Below are 21,121 nucleotides of genomic sequence, written 5' to 3'. Positions count from 1 at the left end.
TTTGTTATACTTAGCGTTTAAAAATCTCATTTCAAAACCTCTTAATACAATGCTTAGCGTTTTGCTATTAACGTTAAGTATTTTGTTAGCTACTTTTGTTTTACAAATAAGCAAACAGCTTAATCATCATCTAGAGAAAAATAGTAAACCATTTGATATGGTAGTTGGGGCAAAAGGAAGTCCTTTGCAACTTGTATTATCGACTATCTTTCACATAGATAACCCAACTGGAAATATATCTCTAGATGAAGCTTTAAGGATAAGTAAAAATCCTATGATAAAGGAAGCTATACCTGTTTCTTATGGTGATAATTATAAAGGTTATAAGATTTTAGGAACTTCTAGTCAGTATTTACTTAAATATAATGCTACCTGTAAAGAAGGGAAACTAAACACGAAAAATTTTGAAGCGGTATTGGGTAGTAAAGTAGCTAGTAACTTAAACCTTAGCGTTGGAAGTACTTTTGTTAGTTCTCATGGGTTGATACAAAATGAAATTGATATTCATGATGATAAACCTTTTGTAGTTAGTGGAATTTTAGTGTCTACAGGAACAGTAGTAGATGATCTTATTATAACAAATCTTGAAAGTATTTGGGAAGTTCATGAGCATCCATCAGATGAAGAACACATCGAAGGTGAGGAACATACAGAGCACGAGGAAGAGCATAAAGAAATTACAGCTTTATTATTAAATTTCAGAAACCCTATTGGGGCCTTGCAACTTTCTAGATCTATCAATAAAAATAGCTCATTACAGGCAGCACTTCCAAAATTAGAGATTGACCGATTATTGAGATTTTTAGGTGTTGGTTTTCAGGCAATTAATGGAATTGCCATAGCAATACTACTTGTAGCAGGGTTAAGTATTTTTACTAACCTAATAAAGACTGTTAGAGAAAGAAAACATGAATTAGCTTTATTAAGAACATATGGAGCAACGAACTTTCAATTGCTGAAATTAGTTTTTTACGAGGCACTTTCTTTATCCATCATTGGATGCATTTTAGGATGGATTTTAGGTAGAGGAAGTGTTTTGCTATTTGCAACCTTAGCTTCAGAGGTATATCAGTATCAATTGGAGATAAGTATACCTGATACAGAAGAGTTTTTTATATTCACTCTAGTACTTTTTACCACAATACTTGCTACAATTTTTGCTTCTTATTCTTTATTTAAATTAAATATTTCTAAAATTTTAGCCGATGCGTAAAGTATTTTTATTTCTGGTCTTCAGTATCCCACTTCATCTTATGGCTCAGCAAAAATTGTTATGGGATGATTTTACAGATGTTAGTTTTCAAGATATTTATAACGTACATTATGATGATTATTTTTTGAAACCAACATTTGGACCTAAAATAAAGTCTTATGAAGGATCCAAAATTAGTATCAGGGGTTATTTTTTAGATTTTTCTTATAAAGAAGAGTTTTTTATGGTTTCTAGAAATCCAATGTCATCTTGTTTTTTCTGCGGGGGAGCTGGTCCTGAAACTATTGTAGAAGTGATTTTTAAAAATAAACCTGGCTATAAAACAGACCAAATAATAGAAGTAACGGGAATACTAGAATTAAATGCGGATGATGTTGATCACTGTAATTATATATTGAAAAAAGCAACCGCTAGATTGATACAGTAAAATAGAATTAAAATTATACATTAGCTGCTAGAGAAAGAATTAATCATGGATAAAATAATAGATCATAATTACCTACGAAAAAATATGATTGATAAGAGTTTCTTATTGCTTACATTCATATTGGTTTTCTCATCTTGTAAGAAAAAAGAACATCTTATAAAAGTAGAAGGAGTGAGAATTGAAATAAATGATACTACTCTGGATAATTCAGATGTGGAGGCTTTTATAAAACCTTATAAAGAACATGTAAATAAGACTTTGGATAGTACCTTGGCGTATGCTCCAGAAACTTACTCTAAAAGAGATGGAAACCTTAATACAGCTATTGGTAATTTAATGGCCGATATCGTATTAGAACAAGCCAATCCTTTTTTTATCTCAAAAACTAAAAGTGCCATTGATATGGTATTATTAAATCAAGGAGGAATACGAGCACCAATTCCAAAAGGTAATGTTACCGCACGTACTGCCTATCAGGTGATGCCATTTGAGAATAGTATCATAGTTGTGGAAATGAATGGCGCCCATATTAAAGAATTGATTTCCTATTTACAAAAATCTAGAAAAGCACATCCTATTTCTGGATTAAAATTGACCGTTAATGAAGATTTTAATATCGTGAAAGCTTTGATTAATGATATGGAAATTAACGAAGACAAGGTTTATTTCGTAGCAACTAATGATTATCTGTATCATGGTGGTAGTGAGATGTATTTTTTTAAAAAAGCGGGCAAGGCTCATAAGTTGAATTATAAAATTAGGAATGCAATGATTGACTACTTTAAAAAAGTAGATACAATTGCACCGAAAATTGACGATAGATTTTTACAAACCAACTAATTAAATAAAGCGATGAAACGAAGAGAATTTGTAAAACATTCTGCATTAACGGCTGGCTTGTTAACAGTTGGAGGTGTAGGTTTATCTTCTTTTTCTGCGAGTAACGCGAAAAAGATAACCATCTTACACACAAACGATGTACATAGTCATATAGATCCTTTTGGGCCAAATGATGGTAGAAATTCTAATAAAGGGGGAGTGGCCCGAAGAGCTACAATTATCGAAAATATAAGAAAAGAGAACCCTAATACTTTGTTATTAGACGCAGGTGATATTTTTCAGGGAACTCCTTATTTTAATTTTTACGGAGGTGAGCTAGAATTTAAGTTGATGAGTATGCTTAAATACGATGTAGTAACTATAGGGAATCATGATTTTGATAATGGGATTGAAGGATTGCATGCACAATTGCCTTATGCAAAATTTAATTTTGTGTCCGCTAACTATGATTTTACTAATACAGTTATGGATACGTTCGTAAAGCCTTATAAAATAATAATAAAGGATTCTATTAAGATTGGAATATTTGGTTTAGGAATAGAGTTAGAAGGACTTGTAATGAAAGATTTATATAAGGAGACTAACTATCTTAATCCAATAGAGATTGCTCAGGACATGAGTGCTGTATTAAAAAACGAAGAAAAGTGTGATTTGGTTATATGTTTATCTCATTTAGGATATGATTATAAAAACGAGCCAAATAAAGTGAGTGATTTAAGCCTAGCGGCAGCTACAGAAAACATTGATCTAATTATAGGTGGACATACGCATACCTTTCTAAAAGAACCAACAGTAGTAAAAAATAGAAAAGATAAAAATGTGCTGGTAAATCAGGTTGGGTGTTACGGTCTGTACCTAGGTAGGATAGATTTTTATTTTGATAGCCAAAAAAATAAAACTTCAGACGGAACTGCTATGGTTGTATAAAATTCTAATAATATATAGAATATAAATAAATCCGGTTAGCTTTTAGTTAACCGGATTTATTGTTATTTCACACCTTTCAGTTTTATATGTTAGATGGATGATCCTTCGTAATTAGGAATTGGCCAATGATCATTTGCAGCAAATACTCCTTTTTTCCATTCGTCAAGTTCTGATTTTGTAATCAAACAATCATCCAATTGTTTAGTTACCAGATCAACATCAATGTTCTGACCAATAAATACGAGTTCGATTTTACGATCGCCAAATGTAGGATCCCACTCAGTTTCAATCATTTTTTGATTATCTAAAAACGAAGCATAAGTGATTCGTTCACTAAAAGGCATCGAAGCCCACCATACTCCGGCTGGATCTGTTTTGAGTGAACCTCCTGCAGAACCCCAAATAAGGGCTTGGTCGGGACGAGAGGCAAGCCAAAATAATCCTTTACTACGAATAATATTTGAAGGAAAGTGATCTGTAGCAAATTTTAAAAAACGTTCAGGGTGAAAGGGTTTGCATTTTCGATAAACAAAAGAACCAATCCCATATTCTTCGGTTTCCGGGATGTGCTCATTTTCGAGTTCCTGTATCCATCCGGCAGATGCTTCTGCTTCTTCAAAATCAAACAAACCTGTATCAATTACTTCACGTATTGATACTTGAGAATTTTGAGTAGGAATAACACGAGCGTTTGGGTTTAATTTATGGATAATATCATATAAATTCCTCAATTCTGATTCCGTTATCAAGTCTACTTTATTTAGCAAAATAACATTGGCAAACTCTACTTGATCAGTTAATAGATTAACAATAGTACGGTCGTCTCCCTCAATATTAGTAAGGTTTCTATCTGTTAGATATTGTGGGCTAGAAAAATCCCTTAGAAAATTATAACCATCTACAACAGTAACCATGGTATCTACATAGCTAAACTTGCTTAAGTCTAGTTGTCCATCTTCACTAGTAAAACTAAAGGTTTGTGCTACAGGAATAGGTTCCGAAATCCCAGTACTTTCTATAATCAAATAATCAAAGCGTTGTTCTTTGGCTAATTTTTCTACCTCCACCATTAGGTCTTCTCTTAAGGTGCAGCAAATACAACCATTAGACATCTCAACGAGTTTTTCTTCGGTTCTAGATAAGGTGTTTTCATTTTCTACAAGCTGTGCATCAATGTTGATTTCACTCATATCATTTACAATAACAGCAACTTTTAATCCTTCTTTGTTATGTAAAATGTGATTTAAAAGTGTCGTCTTTCCTGCTCCAAGAAAGCCACTTAATACAGTTACAGGTAATTTTTTCATGGGCTTTATTTTTTAGTTTTTTAAGGTGATCTTACGAGTCACTTTGTTAAATGGCCCTGGAATTAAATTTCCAGCTTCATCAACTAATTCTAGCTGAATAGTAATTTCTCCCATAGGAAGCCCTTTGATAACGTGAGGAACCCATTCTGTGATTGTAAATTCTGTGCCATTAATTTTTGCACGAACTTTATTTCCTTCTTTAGAAAGTTTTGTGTTTAGTACAAAGAAATCCAATAATACTTCCTTTGTACCGTCACCAGTATATTCACCTTTAGGTCGGCTATAAATTAGTGTTGGTGCCTCCATATTAAGGTTTAATTTATCCTCAGGTTTTTCTCCTACTACTAGTTTACGAACAACTACAGAATTTTCATTCTTTACTGATTCGTGGAATGAACGGCTTAAAAAGGCAACTAAATGGTGAATGCCATCAGGTATTTCTTTTTTAAAATTTGGTTCATAGTGTGCAGAGTAGGGCTGATTATTTAGGATGAAATGAATATGTTGTCCTTTCCCAGAATTTGCTAGTTTTTGTGCGTTTGGACCTTTAGTTTGAGCACCTAATTCATAATTTTCAACGTTAAAAGAGAAATCCATTTCTCCAGATTTTTTAGCGACTATTTCATCAGAAGTATCTAAAATAAGTGCGGCGTCTTTATATGCAGGCGAACCTTCTAATTTCTCTAAGGTAATTTTAGATTGTACTACTTCGGCTTCTTCAGTAATTTCTGTTTCTAACTCATCAGTAGTTTCTGGAGCCTTTTTTTCTTGTTTACAGGATGTAATAGCAAAAAATAAAAGAAGAGTTACAATAATTTGATAGTGAGTTTTTTTGTTCATTTTGTTTTAATTTTAAATAATATTACAGTGTTTTCTAAAAATTGTTTTTATGAAGTTTATCAAAATTCCATGTAGATTCATTCCCTTGATTGGTTATGGTAACATTACCTAATTGAATCGTGCTGTTATCTTTTTCGTTTAATCGACAAATTATTTTGGTAATTTGACTGTATTCGATCTGATTAGAGGGTTGAATATTAATAGTAATGTCACCGCTAGCTATGGTTAGAGTATTTCCGTTTTTTTCTAATAGCTTACAACCTAAATGCCTTAGTTCTTGGGTTACGCGGCGATAATCATTTGGGATACAGCTTAAATGAATTTCTTTAATCCCGTTAAAAAGTTTTTCATCAGTATACGTAGATTCAAGAAATGCTTCCCGTGAATATGTGGTATGTCTTTTGCCTAGAAGGTTATCTAAAAAAGCTGGGTTATAAAAACCATACCAAGTGTGTAAAGATGTGCCAGGACTTGGTGTGTAAAAAGCCTTGAACCAGGTATGGTTATGATCATCCAAAGGCATCTCAACAGTTTCCATAGCATAAAGAAGCGAGTCTTTAGTAGTTTTTAATTTTGGTTTAACACCCAAATGAAAATGTTCGTCATTGTTTTTTAAAGAGAAACCAATTCCACTTTTTCCTACAGGTTCGTTATAGTTATTTTTTGGACTTAAGATTTCAATATAATGTTGATGTCCTCGTAAATAACAGGTAGATACTTTATGATCTGCGGGAGCAAAATCTGGTAATCCTATATCTATAGAGGCATATTTACTTTTCCAGCTATTGTTTTTTATTAATTTTTCATAAGTAATGCTATCTACAACCACGTATAAATGATCTAATAATAACTTAGATACATCTTTGTTAAAAGTTGCATCAATTTTTTTTCGATCAATAATAACTTCAAATTCTTCTTTTTTTTCTTGTGCCCCACAAGATCCAAACAAAAATGAAAGAATTAAGTAAATAGCTATTTGTTTAAACATATTAAAACTCCTTTGTTAACATAGTCTATTATTGTATATCATTAAAAGCATTTAATAAAATCGTGGCAGCAATTCCAAAACCAGCTCCCGAAATGAACAGGTTCCATTTTAAATGTTCTCCCCTAATAAATTGAGTATATATCCATAGGGATAACATAAAAAGGAGTACAATAAATAACTGTCCAACCTCGATACCAATATTAAAAGCCAATAGTGGCATAATTATGCTATCACTAAATAGCATAAATTTAAAATTGCTGGCAAATGCTAATCCATGAATTAACCCAAAAATTAAGGCAATGCTATATTTTACTTTAGTATCAGAAAATTTACCATGTTTATTGTAATTGATAATATTGGCTAATGCAGTTAACATTATGGTAAAAGGAATGAGCATATCTATAAGTTTGGAATTTGCCGGAATTATATCTAAGGCGCTTAGAATAAGAGTTCCGCTATGCCCAATAGTAAAAGCGGTAATGATTACTAATATTTGCTTCCATTGCTCTAGTTTAAAAGCAGCACATAATGTCATTACAAATAATAAATGGTCGTATGCATTAATATCTACGATATGATGCCATCCATTAATAAAAAAAGAACTTAAATTATCCATTAGGATTAGGGTATTATAAATTAAGAGTTATAGGTTTGTCTAGTGATGTAACTTCGAAGTAATCTTCTGAAATAAATGGAGGTATACGAACAGTCATCCTATTAGATTGTAAAAAGTCAAATTCTTGAAAAAAAAGTGTGTTTTCGATACAAATTTGATCTCCCTCTTTTATCACCGGAATTTTTTTGGAAAACTTAATTGATAAAACATTATGCTTTTCAAAAACTTCTGATGAAATATATTTAAGGGTGTATATTTTATCATTAATGATTATTTTATAATACTTTTTAAAATAATTCTCAATTCCTTCAATATCTTCTTCGGATAAGTCTGATGCATTAAAATTTTTAGTAAATGTATCGTTCATACTAAAAGTAAAATCATCAATAAAAACTCTGCATTCTACTCCTAAAATATTACTTTCCGGAAAAGATTGAATTAATGATGAGGTTAGCTTTATTGGATGTGTTAGGCTAAATGATGTAGAAAATAGCAATAGACATCCGAGAAGTAATATTTGATAGAATTTCATAATTACAGTATTTTAATTATTATGATAATTTTCATTTTGTACAATTGGCTACCTAATTTTTAGTTAGGAGATAATTTACCATATAACAAAACCTTATTTTCGATTGTTTTTGGAGGATAAAAAATTTGATTATTTGAATAGTAGACAAAACTTTGGGTAATAACATTGTGATGTTTTAAAGCTTTTCCCAGTATTGGAGTGTCTAACATGTATTTTCGTTGTTTTTGTAAATGTCTGGAGGCCAAAAGCATTACTCTCAATATTGGATGACTTTGACTTAAGAAATGTTTAGGTAACGTTTTATCAAGCTGTAATAAGGTTTTATTAGCGTTGAAAAAGGGCTCGATTTCTGGTTCAAGTACTTCTCTGTAAAAAATATTTGTGTTTTTTGTTATAAAAATAACTTGAGTAATGTTTTGATTTTTAATTACAGAAATAAGGTTTTCTTGAGTATCAATATCCCATCTAAAATTAGCCCCAAGGGCCGTATAGAAAAATGCTTCATTACTACAAGTTTGTCTTAAAACACCTTCTATATGGTCCGTTGGGCAAATCAAAAACAGAGAATTACCTGATTTTAGTTTATTAAAAGTCATACACTTTCTACTATGCTAAATGGTAAAGATGAATGATGTACATCTATTTTTAGTTTTCCGTTGGAATATTTTCGATATCCAAAAGTGTATTCAACTTTAGTGTCTTGTCCATTTGTATCAGTAAAAAAATAATTCCCCATGGCTAACGCCCTATTTTCTTCTAATATTAAGGCTGCATTTTCAAACCTAACCTGTGTCCAAGGTTGAAGAGCAAAACCTTTATCTTCAGAAAATTTTGAATTACCACCAATAAAATAAGAAATCGCACCTTCTTTAGTAATTCTAAACTGGTCAATTGCAGCTTTAGTTGGTTTAAATAATACTTCTTTGTTGTCAAAATCATACAAATCATTTACGAAGTTTTCCGTATAAGTTTCATTTGCTGATCTATCTGTATGAAGTGCACCTATTTGAACAACTCCTTCTCCCCAAATTTTTTGGGCATTTTCAATTTCTTTTTTAGTAATCATGGTAAGTTTTAAATTATTAATAATGTTATTTGATGTAAATCTTAATATTGAGAGGTTTTATACCTGATAGAGAACCTTCTTGATAATGAGTAAAATTGTGATAGATTAGAAAAATTTGAAATAAGGTTTTCTAGCAGGAAAAGTTGAGTTATTTTATATATCACTGTATAATCGTAAAAGAATAAGTAAAAAATAAAGTGTTTTAACTCTAATTTAAAGTGTTGGAGGAGGTTTGTTGTAAACACTTTTGGGCAGTGTTATACTATATTTAGATGTTTCGTAACTAAAATCTACTTTATGTTCTTGATAATCTGCTGTAGATTTTTGTTCTATTTCTTCGGTAGTATCACCTATAAAAGGTGTAAGCTGATTTGATGCTGTAATGATCTCACATAATTCGCAATTTGTATCTGGATGCGTGTCATCGGAAAAATGTGAAAATGCGTGTGCACTAACAACTCTTAAAAGCAGAAAAGTTGTAACTAAAAAAAGAGAAATTATATTTTTATAAAAGTTCAACCTCATTGGTTAGATATGATAACTAATAAGCTTTTTTAGATAATAAAGTATTTAATAAAGCTATTTTGTTTTACTATGTTTTCGAAAAAGTGGCACTTTGTTTAATATAATTTTTAGTTAATTAAACAGTTTTTAACCTTTAGAAGTACTTGTCTTTGGAAAATTTAGTTAAATAGTGTTAATTAAATGTTAATTAATTTTGATTAATTATTTTAGTTTTATGTGTTTTTGTACTGGTTTTTGTTTTTGTTAATTCTTCTTGAAACCATTATTATCACTAAAGCAACAAAGTTGCAACAAATTATTTTTAAATGCAATTTTTTATCTTAATTATTAATTGTTAACGAAATAGCATACGGTTTTACCATATTAAATTTTTCGTTTGAATTTATAAATTTGCGCCTAACACAAATTTAACTCAATATGAAAAATTTAAGTAAAATCGCTGTGGGGACACTACTCTCAGCTATGGTATTCACATCATGTCAAAATGAAAATTTTAATGATGGAACTGCAGAAACTATTGTAGAACCTACTAGTACTGAAGGGAAAATAATTCCCGGACAGTATATTGTAGTGTTTAAAGATTCTAAAATAGAACCTGCATCGAAAGTTTTAGAAAAAAGATCTTTTACGAGTAGAGAAGATAAGGCAAATTCGGTTAGAGAGATCTCCGAAGTATCTATCAAAAAAATGAATGACATCTTATCAGAAAATGATTTGGATCAGTCTAAAGTATTAAGTTACTATACTACCAAAATTTCGGGGATGGCTATTGAATTAGGCGATAGTGAATTTCAAAAATTATCTAAAGACGCTAATATTGCAGCGATCGAGTACGATAGAGTGGTAGAATTGCCTAAATTCGATATCGAAGAAGTAGTTTCTGGAGATCAATCACAAAGAATGGCTCAGCAAACACCTTGTGGTATTACTAGAGCTGGTGGAGCCGCTGATGGTTCTGGTAGTAATGCTTGGATATGGGTAATCGATACTGGTATTGATTTAGATCATCCAGACCTTAATGTAGTTACAAATACTACTTATGCTAGATCATTTGTAGGAGGATCCGCTAATGATTGTAATGGTCACGGAACACACGTAGCAGGAACTGCAGCTGCTATAAACAATAGTATTGGTGTAGTAGGAGTTTCTGCTGGAGCACCAGTTGTGCCAGTAAGAGTTTTTGGATGTAGTGGTGGTACAAGTACTTCTACAATATTAAATGGAATCAACCACGTTGGTCAATATGATTTAGCTGGTGATGTAGCTAACTTAAGTTTAGGAGGTTTCTTTGGGTCAGGATGTGCAAACAATTCTTCTTACAGAAGTGCATTATTAGCTCTTGGAAATGCAGGAACTAGAGTTGCTATTGCAGCAGGAAATAGTAGTGCTAATTCAGCAAACTATCAACCAGCTTGTGTGAATGGAACTAATATATTCACAGTAGCTTCTATGACTTGTAGTCAAGGATTCTCATCTTTCTCAAATTACAATATGAATCCTGTTGATGTTATTGCTACAGGTAGTAGCGTTAGAAGTACATATTTAAACGGTGGTTATGCAACATTGAGTGGTACATCAATGGCATCACCTCACGTAGCTGGAATTATGCATGCTAGAAATAACGGACCTAGAACATCTGGTACTGTAAGTAACAGAGGAGAAAACTATCCTATAGCAGTAAGATAAAAGACACAGTCTTTATTTTTACGTTGGGATGTGTAGTTACGAAACCATTGGCTGGAGAGCTGATGGTTTCTCTTTATTTACATTTATTACAAATACCAATAATTAAAAATTGAGTCTCTTGGATTGTAAACCCTTCTAAGCTTGGGATATGTAGTGTATTGGGTTGACAAGTTACTTCTTTACATGTCTGACATTCGAAATGTATGTGATTATGAATTTTATGAGATGTTCCGCAATTAGTATCACAAAGTGCATAATACGCTTTTCCATTTTTGCCAGTTACGAAATGAACCTCTCCTTTATCGGCAAATCGATCTAAAATTCTATATATGGTGGTCTTGTTAACTTTTATTGGCATAGTAGCCATAATTTCTTCAGCAGACATTGCATGTTCCGTGTCAGAAAGGATTTTTTTAACAAGATTTTGTTTTTCAGTATTTCTTGATTTTTTAATCTCCATGCTATCGTATTCGGATTCCTTTACTTTATCGAAAATAATGATTTTTTGACCATAAGTACTTTTTTTTTATAAAATTCGAAAAAAGTATACTTCACCATTTTGTCTTCTGATTAATCCAAACCTTACTTATAAAGGAAATTTTTCCAAATTAGATTGTTAGGGAATAGGGAATTTTTAAATTTTTTAAAAAAGCAAAACTAAAATAATTCAGTAAAAAAATAGTTTATACATTTGAATCGTAAACCAATTAATTAAAATCATGAAAACACTTAGTAGATTAGCAGTAATTGCAACAGTTCTTTTATTTGTGTCTTGCAAACAAAACCCCGCAGAAGCACCTGAGCATAAAGCTATGGTAGAAAAGCATCAAGAAATGGAAGCTTCTCATGAAACTATGGCTAAAGAACATAACACTATGAAAGATGATCATCAGCAGATGGTAGCTGCTCATAAAACAATCGAAAATGATTCAATTCATTTGATAACAGAAAAGAGTCACATAGATTTATTAGCCAAACACGGTAAACTTATTGAAGATCATCAGACATTGATAGAAAAGCACGCTGAATTAGAAACAAAACATGTTTCTGGAGAGATTACATTGGAGCAAATGAAATCTGAACATGAATCCATGAAAGCGGAACATGAGCATATGGAGAAAGAGCATAAAGGTATAGCTGCAGAACACGAGCGTATTACTGATGAGGATAAAAAAATGATTGAGGAAGATAAAAAGAAGGCCGAAGAAGAAGTTTCGGAACAAGAGTAAATAAAAATAGATATAGTTATTAAAAAAACCAGTAAATGAATTGTTTATTTACTGGTTTTTTATTTTTAGATTGCTATTGGAGCACTCATACAATGCTCTGGAATTCCGTATCCATCAACTAATGTTTTTATATGCGGTCTTAATTCTGTAGAAAGCCGCTCTACACGGTTTCGAATTGCTTTTGATTTTGCACTACCAATATATCCTTGTTCTAAATACCAGGATGCATCTTTTCTTAATTCGTGTAATGCATACAAAGTACCTATTTTCTGAAACAACTGTTGATATTTTTTATCTTCTATGGTATCTACAAAACTTGTAAAGGTGCTATATGCCAATTCAGTGCTATATGCTTTTCCTAGGGATAATAAATGTGTTTGAACTTTTAGAAAAGCTTGATACGAGGGAATTCCTTTTTTCACATAATCACGAATTCGCATTGCTAAGGTATACGTAAGTCTTCTGGTTCGATAATCAAATGCATGTTTGTGGAATTTAGGATTATACAGATGATCCTTGTCTACATTGTTAGTATAAGCAGGATTTATAGTACTTAATTTATCATTAAGTCTAGCTCCCAGTAATTTTAGCACAGCCGTAAAACCGGCACTGTTAAATTCAGATTTAAACTCTGATAATATACCCTTTGCCGCTAATAATAGTAATACATGGTTATCTCCTTCAAAAGTGGTGAAGATATCTACATCGCCTTTTAGGTCAGCAATTTGATTCTCTATTAAATATCCCTTTCCACCACAGGCTTCTCTACATTCTTGTATCGTATCATTTGCAAACCAGGTAATTATGGATTTAAGTCCAGCTGCCTGAGTTTCAATTTTTCGTTTATCTATTACTGATTTGTCACTGTAGATTTTCATCATATGCGTTAATGTAATATCATATACATAACAAGTTGCTACAGCCGGTGTGAGGCGTAATTGATGTGTGGGGTAATCCATAAGGAGATCCTCTTGGATTTTTATACTATCATTAAATTGCCTTCTTTTTAAAGCATGCCTAACAGCGATTGCTAGGGCTTTTTTAGCTCCGCCTAGTCCAGCGCGAGCTACACATATTCTACCTCCAACTAATGTGCCTAACATCGTAAAGAAACGTTTGTTTGGATTTTTGATATCAGAATGATATGAGCCATTTGCATCAATATCTCCATATTTGTTTAATAAGTTCTCTCTGGGAACGTGCACTTGATGAAACCATATCTTTCCGTTGTCTACTCCGTTAAGTCCTAATTTATAACCATTATCCTCAATAGTGACTCCAGGCATTAATTCGTGTTGTTTATTTCTTATCGGAACCAGAATAGCATGTACTCCTTCGTTCTTACCATTAACAATTAATTGGGCAAAAACTGATGCCATCTTAGAATCTAAGGCATTACCTATATATTCTTTATTATCGTTTTGTCCTGGCGTATGTATAATTATACTATCTGTTTCTTTATGATATGTTGCAGTAGTTTTAATACCTCTTACATTAGAACCATGTCCAGTTTCGGTCATGGCAAAACATCCTAATAGTTTTGTTTTTCCGGTATCTGCTAGGTATTGATCATGATGTTTTTTTGTGCCTAATTTTTGAATACTTCCTCCAAAAAGACCAAACTGAACCCCAAACTTTATCGCTAAACTTCCATCTACATACATTAGATTTTCAAAAATAGCTGCATATCCAGGCATATCTTCGGTGCCGCCATAGGTTTCTGGATACGCCATAGCTCCATATCCTTCTTTGGCTAAGAATTTTACTTGTTGTAATACGTGTTCTCTAAATTCTTCTTTGGTTCTCCTGATATCCCAATCAAAAATTGGATCTTTAAGAACTTCTCTAAAAGCATCAACCACATCGGTGTGCTCGCCCTTTAGAATCTGGTCAATAGCAGAAGCTTCATAATGTTCAGCCGATGTTTCTTGGACTACTTCTAAATCAAATAAATGCCTGTAGTGGTTGGGCTGAATACCAAGGTTTATTTCTATATCTTTTAAATGTGTATTAAAAGGACATGCTGACTGATAATAACAAACTAAATTTTGGCTGAATGTTGCCAGTGGATGCACTTCACTTTCTACTAGTTTAATGGAAGAATTTGTTATTGTTTTTTTCCAGTTTTTTAGCTCTTGATCTTTAGGTGGGTCATTAGGGTTTAACCAACTTGTAAGAACACCTCTGTCCTCCTTGCCTAATGTTTCATCTCCTTGGATTGCTGTCTTTACAACAGAAATTTCCGAGTAGGATAATAAATCGTCTGACCAGATTACATAAAAGAAAGGAATATATTGTAAAATACCTTGAGTATAGCTTGTTGCATTCATAGAATGAAAATACAATAATTATTTCAGAATAATTATGGATAATACAATGAGGTGATCTACTTTTTGTATTTAAGTTTATTGCATTATAAGTTTAAATAAATAATCATATAACAAAGCAGAGTTGAGAAGTATTATCTAAACTACTTCCCAATACAAAAATTAGCAAAAATATTACCAAGCAAATCATCAGAAGTAATCTCACCGGTAATCTCACCAAAATGATATAATGCCTGACGAATATCAATCGCCATTAAATCTCCAGATAAACCATTGTCAATACCGTATTGTACTTTTTGAATTTCTTCTAAAGCTTTTAATAAAGCATCATAATGACGAGAATTGGTCACAATAGTTTCGTTATTTCTTAAAGCTCCTGTATTTACAAAATCTAAGAGTTTACTTTGTAATTCTTCAACTCCAATATTTTGTTTGGCGGACAACAGGTGTATATTCTCGATCTCTGAAGTTAATGATGAAATCTCGGATTCACTAAGTTTATCTACTTTGTTAGCTACAACAATTAATGGTTTCTGCGGATATTTGTTTTTGATCTTACCGATTTCAGTTTTTAATAACTTTAAACTATCAACGGTTAATGCAGAACTGTCAATCAAATAAATAACCACCTGTGCTTGCTCAATCTTTTCGAAAGTCTTCTTTATTCCTATACTTTCTACGATATCCTTAGTGTCTCTAATACCAGCAGTATCGATAAATCTAAATCCAATACCCCCTATGTTAATTTCATCCTCAATGGTATCACGCGTTGTCCCAGCAATATCCGAAACAATAGCCCGCTCTTCATTCAATAAAGCATTCAATAGCGTAGATTTACCAACGTTAGGTTCTCCCACAATTGCAACCGGAATACCATTTTTAATTACATTTCCAACAGCAAAAGAATCAATTAGTCGCTTTAGAACTTTGGTGATCCGAGAGATTAGATCCTGAAACTGCGATCTATTAGCGAACTCTACATCTTCCTCGGCAAAATCAAGTTCTAGTTCTATTAATGATGCAAAATTGAGAAGCTCATCCCGCAGTTTTTGAATTTCATTACTAAAACCACCACGCATTTGTTGCATAGCAATCTGATGAGAAGCTTCAGAATCAGAAGCGATAAGATCTGCCACTGCTTCTGCTTGTGATAAATCTAATTTACCATTAATAAATGCTCTTAATGTAAATTCTCCGGCGTTAGCGATTCTACATCCTTTACGAAGTAATAACTGAATAATTTCTTGTTGGATGTAGCTTGACCCATGACATGATATTTCTACAGTAGGTTCTCCTGTATAAGAAGTCGTTCCTTTAAACAAAGAGAGTAATACTTCATCTAATATACGCTCATTATCAATAATATGACCTAGATGTATTGTATGACTTTTTTGTTTATTTAGATCTTTTCCTTTAATAGAACGAAATAGGGGAGCGCAAATACTAATTGCATCTTTTCCCGAAACTCTAATCACTGCTATAGCACCAGCTCCTGCTGGAGTAGCTAAAGCAACTATGGTATCTTGTGAAATCATATTTTACTAATAGAAAGTACAAAAATAGACATAATATAATCTTACATTTCATTTTAGACTTCAAACTTTTTTGTAGACAAAATTTTCTTCCTTACTTTTATTGCTGGGGTTGAAATTTTAATAGATTTCTAAGACAAAAAATAAAGGGAAATAAAGTAGATGTAATTTAATAGTTTTTAAATGCATTTATATGGAGTATATGTTTAAGGAGTAACTAACCTTAAACAAAATTGATTTAGTAACTAAATTTAATTTCTATATACTAAAACTTTTATTTTTATGAATTTTCACAGCACAAACTCATTTAATAATAGGAAACTACTATTAAAACACAAAATTATTGCTGCCGTCTGCGTAGTATTTATGCTAATTCCATTTGTCAATTATGCTCAGACGCAGAGTTTAGCAAGACATGAAACTCCTTATAATTTAACCTTAAAATCAGATGGAGTTGTGGGTAAGAATAACTCACAAGTGATTACCGAAGAAGTTTCAGAAACAGGAGCTACTTGGCTACGTCTGTTTTTTAAGGACGTAAATTTGGGTAATAATAGTACAATTACTATTACTTCAAAACTAGATGGAGCAACTCAGACCTTAACATCCAAAACTATAAAGGACTGGAATAACTCTAGTGCTTATTTTAACGGAGATGCAGTTACAGTTACATTATCGGTAGCTGCAAACGATTCATCAGTAGGAATTAATATTTCGGAATTAAGTGTTGGGGAACTTGATCCTACTGTAAAATCACAATGCGGATCTAGCGATGATAGGGTGGATTCTGCGGATGATGCTATTGGAAGAATTGTTCCAATAGGATGTACAGGTTGGATTATCACAAATGGTAAATTAGTAACTGCTGGTCACTGTGTGGGTAGTAGAGCTGAGATAATCGAATTTAATGTACCAAAATCAAATCCTGATAGAACGATAGTACATCCTGGACCAGAAGATCAATATCCAATAGGAAATTTTGTATCACCATATCCAAATAGTCCGAGTCAGGCAAATGACTGGGCAGTTTTTGATGGTTTTGCGAATTCTCAAACAGGTCAAACGCCAATTCAAGGGCAAGGAGCATCATACAATGTGACACAGGATGCGCCTGGAGCTAATATCACAATAACTGGTTTCGGAACAGATACAGGAATTGATAATCAAACACAACAAATTCACACTGGACCATTAAGCTCTTCGACAAATACTTTTGTAAGATATAGAACAGATACTACAGGAGGTAACTCTGGTAGCCCAATTATAGATACAGCAACGGGTAATGCTGTTGGAGTGCATGCATATGGAGGATGTTCTGGATCTGGAGGATCTAATTCCGGAGAAAGAGCTACGATTCCTGCTTTTTGGGATGCAATGGGGTTAGGGACACCGCCGCCACCTCCAACAGATGAGTGTTCAGGGAATGTTTCATCTTTCCCTTACAGCGAAAGTTTTGAAGGATCTATCGGTGCTTGGTCACAATCATCTAATGATGATATTAATTGGACTGTAAATTCAGGAGGTACTCCTTCTAATGGAACAGGACCTAGTGGAGCAGTAGATGGTAATTCTTACATTTATGTAGAAGCTTCAGGTAATGGAACTGGATATCCAAATAAACAAGCAATTTTAAATGCTCCTTGTTTAAATTTTAATGGCGTGTCTTCTCCAACAATAAGCTTTCAATATCATATGACCGGAAATGCGGTAGGAACATTAAATGTTGAAGCTAGAACTAATAATACTGGGAACTGGAGTAGTGTATTTACTAGATCTGGAGATCAAGGTGCTGATTGGAATGCTGCAAGCGTAGATCTTTCTGCATATGCGGGTAATTCTAGTGTACAATTACGATTAAATGTAGTTACAGGTACTAGCTGGCAAGGAGATATTACAATTGATGACCTAAGCATAACTAATGGTAATACACCACCACCGCCGACTTGTGATTCATTAAATTTTAATGATTATGCAATTACAGGTTTTTCTAACCAAGATTCTGCAGGGAACTTTTCTATAGGTAATGGAGGAGCATCGATATCAATGACTAATAATACTTGGAAATTTATTCCTTTTAATTATAATGTAACAGCTAATACGGTTATTGAGTTTACTTTTAGTAGTAGTAGTCAAGGAGAAATCCACGGAGTTGGTTTTGAAGATGATAATACGCTGACCTCTAGCAGATATTTTAAAGTTCATGGAACCCAGAATTATGGTGTGACTAATTTTGATAATTACAGCAGTGGATCTACAACTTATGTGATTCCTGTAGGTAATTTTTATACCGGAAATATGGACAGGTTAGTATTTATAAATGATAATGACGCGGGTAGTGGTAACAACTCTACTTTTTCTGATGTTAAAATTTATGAAGGTTCTTGTGGACAATCAGCTAATGCAGAAAGTCTAATCGCTGATTTGGAATCTGCTGAAGCGATTTTAGGAGATGAACCAGAAGGTATATTTAATGACGTAAGAATTGCACCGAATCCAGCGACGAATAATTTTTCGATATATCTTAATCCGTTTGTTAAAAAAGCAAATGCGACAGTATTTTCTATTCTAGGTCAAAAACAAGCTGAGATAGAACTTCAACCAGGGGCAAACACGATTTCTGCTAAGAATTTATCATTAGGATTAGGTATTTATTTAATTCGAATAGAGAGCGATGGAGAATCTATAACACAAAAACTAATAATCAATTAATAAATGATATAGAATTAAATTTAGTTACTATTATAATAGAGAGCACCCTAAGTTTTAGGGTGCTTTTTTTGTAATTTTTTCTCTTATACATAGATGTAACTGTAACGTTTTGCTCAATATTTCGTCATATATGCATAGGTTGCTAATTAAATTAGCAATTCTGTAAAGCAATCATCAACCAAAAATAAAAGAAATCATGAGACAAGACAGATCATTACTAGTCATTACCCATTTATCACAATTATTAGACCTTGTAACCGGGTTCGGAGGGTTTGTAGTACCATTAATATTATGGCTTACACAAAGAGAACAAGTATTAGCAATGGATAATCACGGAAAATCAATTATGAATTTTCAGATAAGTATGTTTATTTATGCAATTGTTTGTATACCGTTAATACTATTATTTGGAGTAGGAATTCTAGGATTAATTGTTATAGGTATTTTATGCTTAGTATTTCCTATAATAAATGCAATTAAAGCTAGTAACGGAGAAGAGCCATCATATCCGTTATCCATGGACATTATAAGATAATGAATAAGAAAAAGGGTCGATTGTAAATCGACCCTTTTTATAAATATATAAGTTGAATTAAATTCTAGTGTTGATTAATTCTAAAATCTGGATAAGCATCCATTCCGTGTTCGTGACCATCAAGACCATCTATTTCTTCTTTCTCAGAAACTCTAATTCCAATAGTTTTCTTTAAAGCAAATATGATGATGAAAGAAGTTAGTACGCAAAACCCACCAGCAGCTAATACTCCAACTCCTTGTACTAAGAATTGATCAAAACCAGCTTTTGCCCCAAAAATTCCAACGGCTAAGGTTCCCCAAATACCACAGATTAAGTGAACAGCAATAGCTCCTACAGGATCATCTAGCTTTAATTTGTCAATCAATGCTACACCAAATACTATGATAGCACCAGCAATAGCTCCAATTAATACAGCATCTGTTGGGGTCATTTGATCAGCACCAGCAGTAATTCCTACTAATCCACCAAGAATACCGTTTAAGAACATTGTTAAATCGTAGTTTTTGTATAATAACGTTGAAACTAAAAAAGCAACAACTCCACCAGCAGCGGCAGCAAGAGATGTCGTTACTAGAGTAAGAGATGTTCCAGCGGCATCAGCAGAAAGTACAGAACCACCGTTAAATCCAAACCATCCTAACCATAGAATTAAAACACCGGCAGCAGCTAACGGAATGTTGTGACCTGGTATAGCGTTTGGCTTACCGTCAGAACCGAATTTACCAATTCTAGACCCTAATAACCATACAGCTACCAAAGCAGCCCATCCTCCTACAGAATGAACTAAGGTAGAACCGGCAAAATCATAAAAACCTTCAGCTTCACCAATCTGGAATGATGATAAGAACCCACCTCCCCATTGCCAAGAACCTACAATTGGATATACAACACCAACGTATATTATGGTAAAAATCATAAAAGCTCCTAGCTTTATACGTTCTGCAACAGCTCCAGAAACTATAGTAGCTGCAGTAGCAGCAAACATTCCTTGGAATAAGAAATCAGTCCAGTATGTATACCCTTCATTATATGTTAAGTCTAAAGCTCCTTCTACAACAGGAGAACTCAATCCAAATCCAGCAAATCCAATAAATCCTGCTGCACCTTCTCCAAATCCTGGATACATTAAATTGAATCCTACTAGGCAGTATAATAATAAACCTACACAGATGATGAATACATTTTTGAAAAGAATATTAATTGTGTTTTTTTGACGAGTTAATCCAATTTCTAAAAAAGAGAAACCCAAATGCATGAAAAAGACTAGTGCTGTACACACCATCATCCATACGTTGTTTATAGTTAACATTTCCATTATATAATTGACTATTAAAAGTTATTTTTTGTTTTCAGTTGGTAATTTGTGTGTGTGGTGGTTAGGATAGTGTAGAACCTCCTTTTTCAGAAGTACGAATTCTGTATGCTTCTTTGATATCGGATACAAATACCTTTCCATCTCCGACTTCTCCTGTTTTACCAGCTTCAAGAATTGCCGATACGGCTGCTTCTTCAAATTCATCGTTTACCACGATAGATAAAAAACGTCTCTGGATATCTGTGGTGCTATACGAGATTCCACGATATACGTGTCCTTGTTTCTCATTACCCACACCAGTAACATCCCAATAAGAAAAGAATGTGATACCTTTTTCGTGTAAAGCTTCTTTTACAACACGGTATTTTGATCTTCTGATGATTGCTTCTATTTTCTTCATAAAGACTAAAAAGTTAAAATTAATGTTAAATCTATGTCAAAAATATGTGAATTACTCTTTAGCCTCAAAATTTTGAAGGGTAATCAAGGTATTTTTATCATTTT

At 32.8% G+C, this 21,121-nt stretch carries 21 protein-coding genes; 8 read left to right on the top strand and 13 right to left on the bottom strand.

Going from position 1 to position 21,121, the window contains the following annotated elements; translation table 11 throughout:
- The first annotated feature begins 49 nt into the window (after positions 1 to 49).
- The 4 genes from J8L88_RS17280 to J8L88_RS17265 are packed head-to-tail and all read left to right on the top strand — an operon-like array spanning position 50 to position 3,407.
- Positions 50 to 1,213: an ABC transporter permease gene (locus tag J8L88_RS17280; RefSeq protein ID WP_118385686.1), complete on the top strand. Its 1,164-nt coding sequence runs from the start codon at positions 50 to 52 to the stop codon at positions 1,211 to 1,213.
- Positions 1,206 to 1,640 carry a hypothetical protein gene (locus tag J8L88_RS17275; protein ID WP_118385687.1) on the top strand — a complete coding sequence of 145 codons (435 nt, stop codon included), beginning with the start codon at positions 1,206 to 1,208 and terminating at the stop codon, positions 1,638 to 1,640. Before J8L88_RS17280 ends, J8L88_RS17275 begins: the two co-directional genes overlap by 8 nt.
- Positions 1,641 to 1,685: 45 nt before the next feature.
- Positions 1,686 to 2,480: a 5'-nucleotidase C-terminal domain-containing protein gene (locus tag J8L88_RS17270; RefSeq protein WP_247666504.1), complete on the top strand. Its 795-nt coding sequence runs from the start codon at positions 1,686 to 1,688 to the stop codon at positions 2,478 to 2,480.
- A 12-nt stretch (positions 2,481 to 2,492) separates the two neighbouring features.
- Entirely contained in the window at positions 2,493 to 3,407 is a 915-nt protein-coding gene (locus J8L88_RS17265) for a bifunctional UDP-sugar hydrolase/5'-nucleotidase (protein ID WP_118385688.1), read from the top strand.
- An 89-nt stretch (positions 3,408 to 3,496) separates the two neighbouring features.
- Here the strand turns inward: J8L88_RS17265 and J8L88_RS17260 are convergent, their stop codons facing one another.
- The 8 genes from J8L88_RS17260 to J8L88_RS17225 form a co-directional block, all read right to left on the bottom strand.
- The gene (locus J8L88_RS17260) at positions 3,497 to 4,714 is read right to left on the bottom strand and encodes a GTP-binding protein (protein WP_211061401.1); all 1,218 of its coding nucleotides are present in this window, start codon (positions 4,712 to 4,714) and stop codon (positions 3,497 to 3,499) included.
- 12 nt (positions 4,715 to 4,726) lie between these two features.
- The gene (locus tag J8L88_RS17255) at positions 4,727 to 5,554 is read right to left on the bottom strand and encodes a hypothetical protein (RefSeq protein ID WP_211061400.1); all 828 of its coding nucleotides are present in this window, start codon (positions 5,552 to 5,554) and stop codon (positions 4,727 to 4,729) included.
- 34 nt (positions 5,555 to 5,588) lie between these two features.
- Positions 5,589 to 6,542 carry a DUF5829 family protein gene (locus J8L88_RS17250; RefSeq protein WP_211061399.1) on the bottom strand — a complete coding sequence of 318 codons (954 nt, stop codon included), beginning with the start codon at positions 6,540 to 6,542 and terminating at the stop codon, positions 5,589 to 5,591.
- Between the two features lie 28 nt (positions 6,543 to 6,570).
- Complete coding sequence (locus J8L88_RS17245) at positions 6,571 to 7,158, bottom strand: HupE/UreJ family protein (protein WP_027391891.1); 588 nt, start codon at positions 7,156 to 7,158, stop codon at positions 6,571 to 6,573.
- 13 nt (positions 7,159 to 7,171) lie between these two features.
- Positions 7,172 to 7,690, bottom strand: a complete 519-nt coding sequence (locus J8L88_RS17240; protein WP_027391890.1) for a DUF6702 family protein — start codon at positions 7,688 to 7,690, stop codon at positions 7,172 to 7,174.
- Between the two features lie 59 nt (positions 7,691 to 7,749).
- A complete protein-coding gene (locus tag J8L88_RS17235) occupies positions 7,750 to 8,286 on the bottom strand; it encodes a hypothetical protein (RefSeq protein WP_027391889.1) in 537 nt (178 codons plus the stop codon).
- The gene (locus J8L88_RS17230; RefSeq protein ID WP_211061398.1) at positions 8,283 to 8,756 is read right to left on the bottom strand and encodes a hypothetical protein; all 474 of its coding nucleotides are present in this window, start codon (positions 8,754 to 8,756) and stop codon (positions 8,283 to 8,285) included. Before J8L88_RS17230 ends, J8L88_RS17235 begins: the two co-directional genes overlap by 4 nt.
- Before the next feature lie 213 nt (positions 8,757 to 8,969).
- Positions 8,970 to 9,281, bottom strand: a complete 312-nt coding sequence (locus J8L88_RS17225; RefSeq protein ID WP_211061397.1) for a hypothetical protein — start codon at positions 9,279 to 9,281, stop codon at positions 8,970 to 8,972.
- Positions 9,282 to 9,698: 417 nt separating this feature from the next.
- Here J8L88_RS17225 and J8L88_RS17220 point away from each other — a divergent pair, with 417 nt between their 5' ends.
- On the top strand, positions 9,699 to 10,967 hold the full coding sequence (locus J8L88_RS17220) for a S8 family serine peptidase (protein WP_118385694.1): 1,269 nt from the start codon (positions 9,699 to 9,701) through the stop codon (positions 10,965 to 10,967).
- Positions 10,968 to 11,040: 73 nt separating this feature from the next.
- Here the strand turns inward: J8L88_RS17220 and J8L88_RS17215 are convergent, their stop codons facing one another.
- Positions 11,041 to 11,427, bottom strand: a complete 387-nt coding sequence (locus tag J8L88_RS17215) for a Fur family transcriptional regulator (RefSeq protein ID WP_027391886.1) — start codon at positions 11,425 to 11,427, stop codon at positions 11,041 to 11,043.
- A gap of 259 nt (positions 11,428 to 11,686) precedes the next feature.
- On the opposite strand from J8L88_RS17215, the gene J8L88_RS17210 reads away from it, so the two are divergent.
- A complete protein-coding gene (locus tag J8L88_RS17210; RefSeq protein ID WP_027391885.1) occupies positions 11,687 to 12,196 on the top strand; it encodes a hypothetical protein in 510 nt (169 codons plus the stop codon).
- Between the two features lie 65 nt (positions 12,197 to 12,261).
- Here the strand turns inward: J8L88_RS17210 and J8L88_RS17205 are convergent, their stop codons facing one another.
- Both J8L88_RS17205 and mnmE read right to left on the bottom strand, forming a co-directional pair.
- On the bottom strand, positions 12,262 to 14,526 hold the full coding sequence (locus J8L88_RS17205; protein WP_211061396.1) for an acyl-CoA dehydrogenase: 2,265 nt from the start codon (positions 14,524 to 14,526) through the stop codon (positions 12,262 to 12,264).
- A gap of 140 nt (positions 14,527 to 14,666) precedes the next feature.
- On the bottom strand, positions 14,667 to 16,058 hold the full coding sequence (gene mnmE / locus J8L88_RS17200; protein ID WP_211061395.1) for a tRNA uridine-5-carboxymethylaminomethyl(34) synthesis GTPase MnmE: 1,392 nt from the start codon (positions 16,056 to 16,058) through the stop codon (positions 14,667 to 14,669).
- Positions 16,059 to 16,337: 279 nt separating this feature from the next.
- Between mnmE and J8L88_RS17195 the strand changes: the two genes are divergently transcribed.
- Positions 16,338 to 18,764, top strand: coding sequence for a T9SS type A sorting domain-containing protein (locus J8L88_RS17195; RefSeq protein ID WP_118385697.1), 2,427 nt, complete (start codon positions 16,338 to 16,340; stop codon positions 18,762 to 18,764).
- 196 nt (positions 18,765 to 18,960) lie between these two features.
- The gene (locus J8L88_RS17190; RefSeq protein WP_211061394.1) at positions 18,961 to 19,299 is read left to right on the top strand and encodes a DUF4870 domain-containing protein; all 339 of its coding nucleotides are present in this window, start codon (positions 18,961 to 18,963) and stop codon (positions 19,297 to 19,299) included.
- Between the two features lie 64 nt (positions 19,300 to 19,363).
- Here the strand turns inward: J8L88_RS17190 and J8L88_RS17185 are convergent, their stop codons facing one another.
- Both J8L88_RS17185 and J8L88_RS17180 read right to left on the bottom strand, forming a co-directional pair.
- On the bottom strand, positions 19,364 to 20,617 hold the full coding sequence (locus J8L88_RS17185; protein ID WP_211061393.1) for an ammonium transporter: 1,254 nt from the start codon (positions 20,615 to 20,617) through the stop codon (positions 19,364 to 19,366).
- Between the two features lie 61 nt (positions 20,618 to 20,678).
- Positions 20,679 to 21,017 (bottom strand): P-II family nitrogen regulator, encoded by a 339-nt coding sequence (locus J8L88_RS17180; RefSeq protein WP_027391878.1) that lies wholly within the window; start codon positions 21,015 to 21,017, stop codon positions 20,679 to 20,681.
- Positions 21,018 to 21,121 lie beyond the last annotated feature (104 nt).

Origin of the sequence: Aquimarina sp. MMG015, assembly GCF_018100855.1 — a bacterium.
Lineage (GTDB): Bacteria > Bacteroidota > Bacteroidia > Flavobacteriales > Flavobacteriaceae > Aquimarina > Aquimarina latercula.
The sequence above is the reverse complement of the archived record's forward strand: the minus strand, read 5'-3'. Positions and strand labels throughout refer to the sequence as shown.

Excerpts from the sequence above, each read along its gene's own strand:
- J8L88_RS17280 (WP_118385686.1), top strand. The coding sequence starts at position 50 with ATGCTTAGCGTTTTGCTATTAACGTTAAGTATTTTGTTAGCTACTTTT.
- J8L88_RS17275 (WP_118385687.1), top strand. The coding sequence starts at position 1,206 with ATGCGTAAAGTATTTTTATTTCTGGTCTTCAGTATCCCACTTCATCTT.
- J8L88_RS17270 (WP_247666504.1), top strand. The coding sequence starts at position 1,686 with ATGGATAAAATAATAGATCATAATTACCTACGAAAAAATATGATTGAT.
- J8L88_RS17265 (WP_118385688.1), top strand. The coding sequence starts at position 2,493 with ATGAAACGAAGAGAATTTGTAAAACATTCTGCATTAACGGCTGGCTTG.
- J8L88_RS17260 (WP_211061401.1), bottom strand. The coding sequence starts at position 4,714 with ATGAAAAAATTACCTGTAACTGTATTAAGTGGCTTTCTTGGAGCAGGA.
- J8L88_RS17255 (WP_211061400.1), bottom strand. The coding sequence starts at position 5,554 with ATGAACAAAAAAACTCACTATCAAATTATTGTAACTCTTCTTTTATTT.
- J8L88_RS17250 (WP_211061399.1), bottom strand. The coding sequence starts at position 6,542 with ATGTTTAAACAAATAGCTATTTACTTAATTCTTTCATTTTTGTTTGGA.
- J8L88_RS17245 (WP_027391891.1), bottom strand. The coding sequence starts at position 7,158 with ATGGATAATTTAAGTTCTTTTTTTATTAATGGATGGCATCATATCGTA.
- J8L88_RS17240 (WP_027391890.1), bottom strand. The coding sequence starts at position 7,690 with ATGAAATTCTATCAAATATTACTTCTCGGATGTCTATTGCTATTTTCT.
- J8L88_RS17235 (WP_027391889.1), bottom strand. The coding sequence starts at position 8,286 with ATGACTTTTAATAAACTAAAATCAGGTAATTCTCTGTTTTTGATTTGC.
- J8L88_RS17230 (WP_211061398.1), bottom strand. The coding sequence starts at position 8,756 with ATGATTACTAAAAAAGAAATTGAAAATGCCCAAAAAATTTGGGGAGAA.
- J8L88_RS17225 (WP_211061397.1), bottom strand. The coding sequence starts at position 9,281 with ATGAGGTTGAACTTTTATAAAAATATAATTTCTCTTTTTTTAGTTACA.
- J8L88_RS17220 (WP_118385694.1), top strand. The coding sequence starts at position 9,699 with ATGAAAAATTTAAGTAAAATCGCTGTGGGGACACTACTCTCAGCTATG.
- J8L88_RS17215 (WP_027391886.1), bottom strand. The coding sequence starts at position 11,427 with ATGGAGATTAAAAAATCAAGAAATACTGAAAAACAAAATCTTGTTAAA.
- J8L88_RS17210 (WP_027391885.1), top strand. The coding sequence starts at position 11,687 with ATGAAAACACTTAGTAGATTAGCAGTAATTGCAACAGTTCTTTTATTT.
- J8L88_RS17205 (WP_211061396.1), bottom strand. The coding sequence starts at position 14,526 with ATGAATGCAACAAGCTATACTCAAGGTATTTTACAATATATTCCTTTC.
- mnmE (WP_211061395.1), bottom strand. The coding sequence starts at position 16,058 with ATGATTTCACAAGATACCATAGTTGCTTTAGCTACTCCAGCAGGAGCT.
- J8L88_RS17195 (WP_118385697.1), top strand. The coding sequence starts at position 16,338 with ATGAATTTTCACAGCACAAACTCATTTAATAATAGGAAACTACTATTA.
- J8L88_RS17190 (WP_211061394.1), top strand. The coding sequence starts at position 18,961 with ATGAGACAAGACAGATCATTACTAGTCATTACCCATTTATCACAATTA.
- J8L88_RS17185 (WP_211061393.1), bottom strand. The coding sequence starts at position 20,617 with ATGGAAATGTTAACTATAAACAACGTATGGATGATGGTGTGTACAGCA.
- J8L88_RS17180 (WP_027391878.1), bottom strand. The coding sequence starts at position 21,017 with ATGAAGAAAATAGAAGCAATCATCAGAAGATCAAAATACCGTGTTGTA.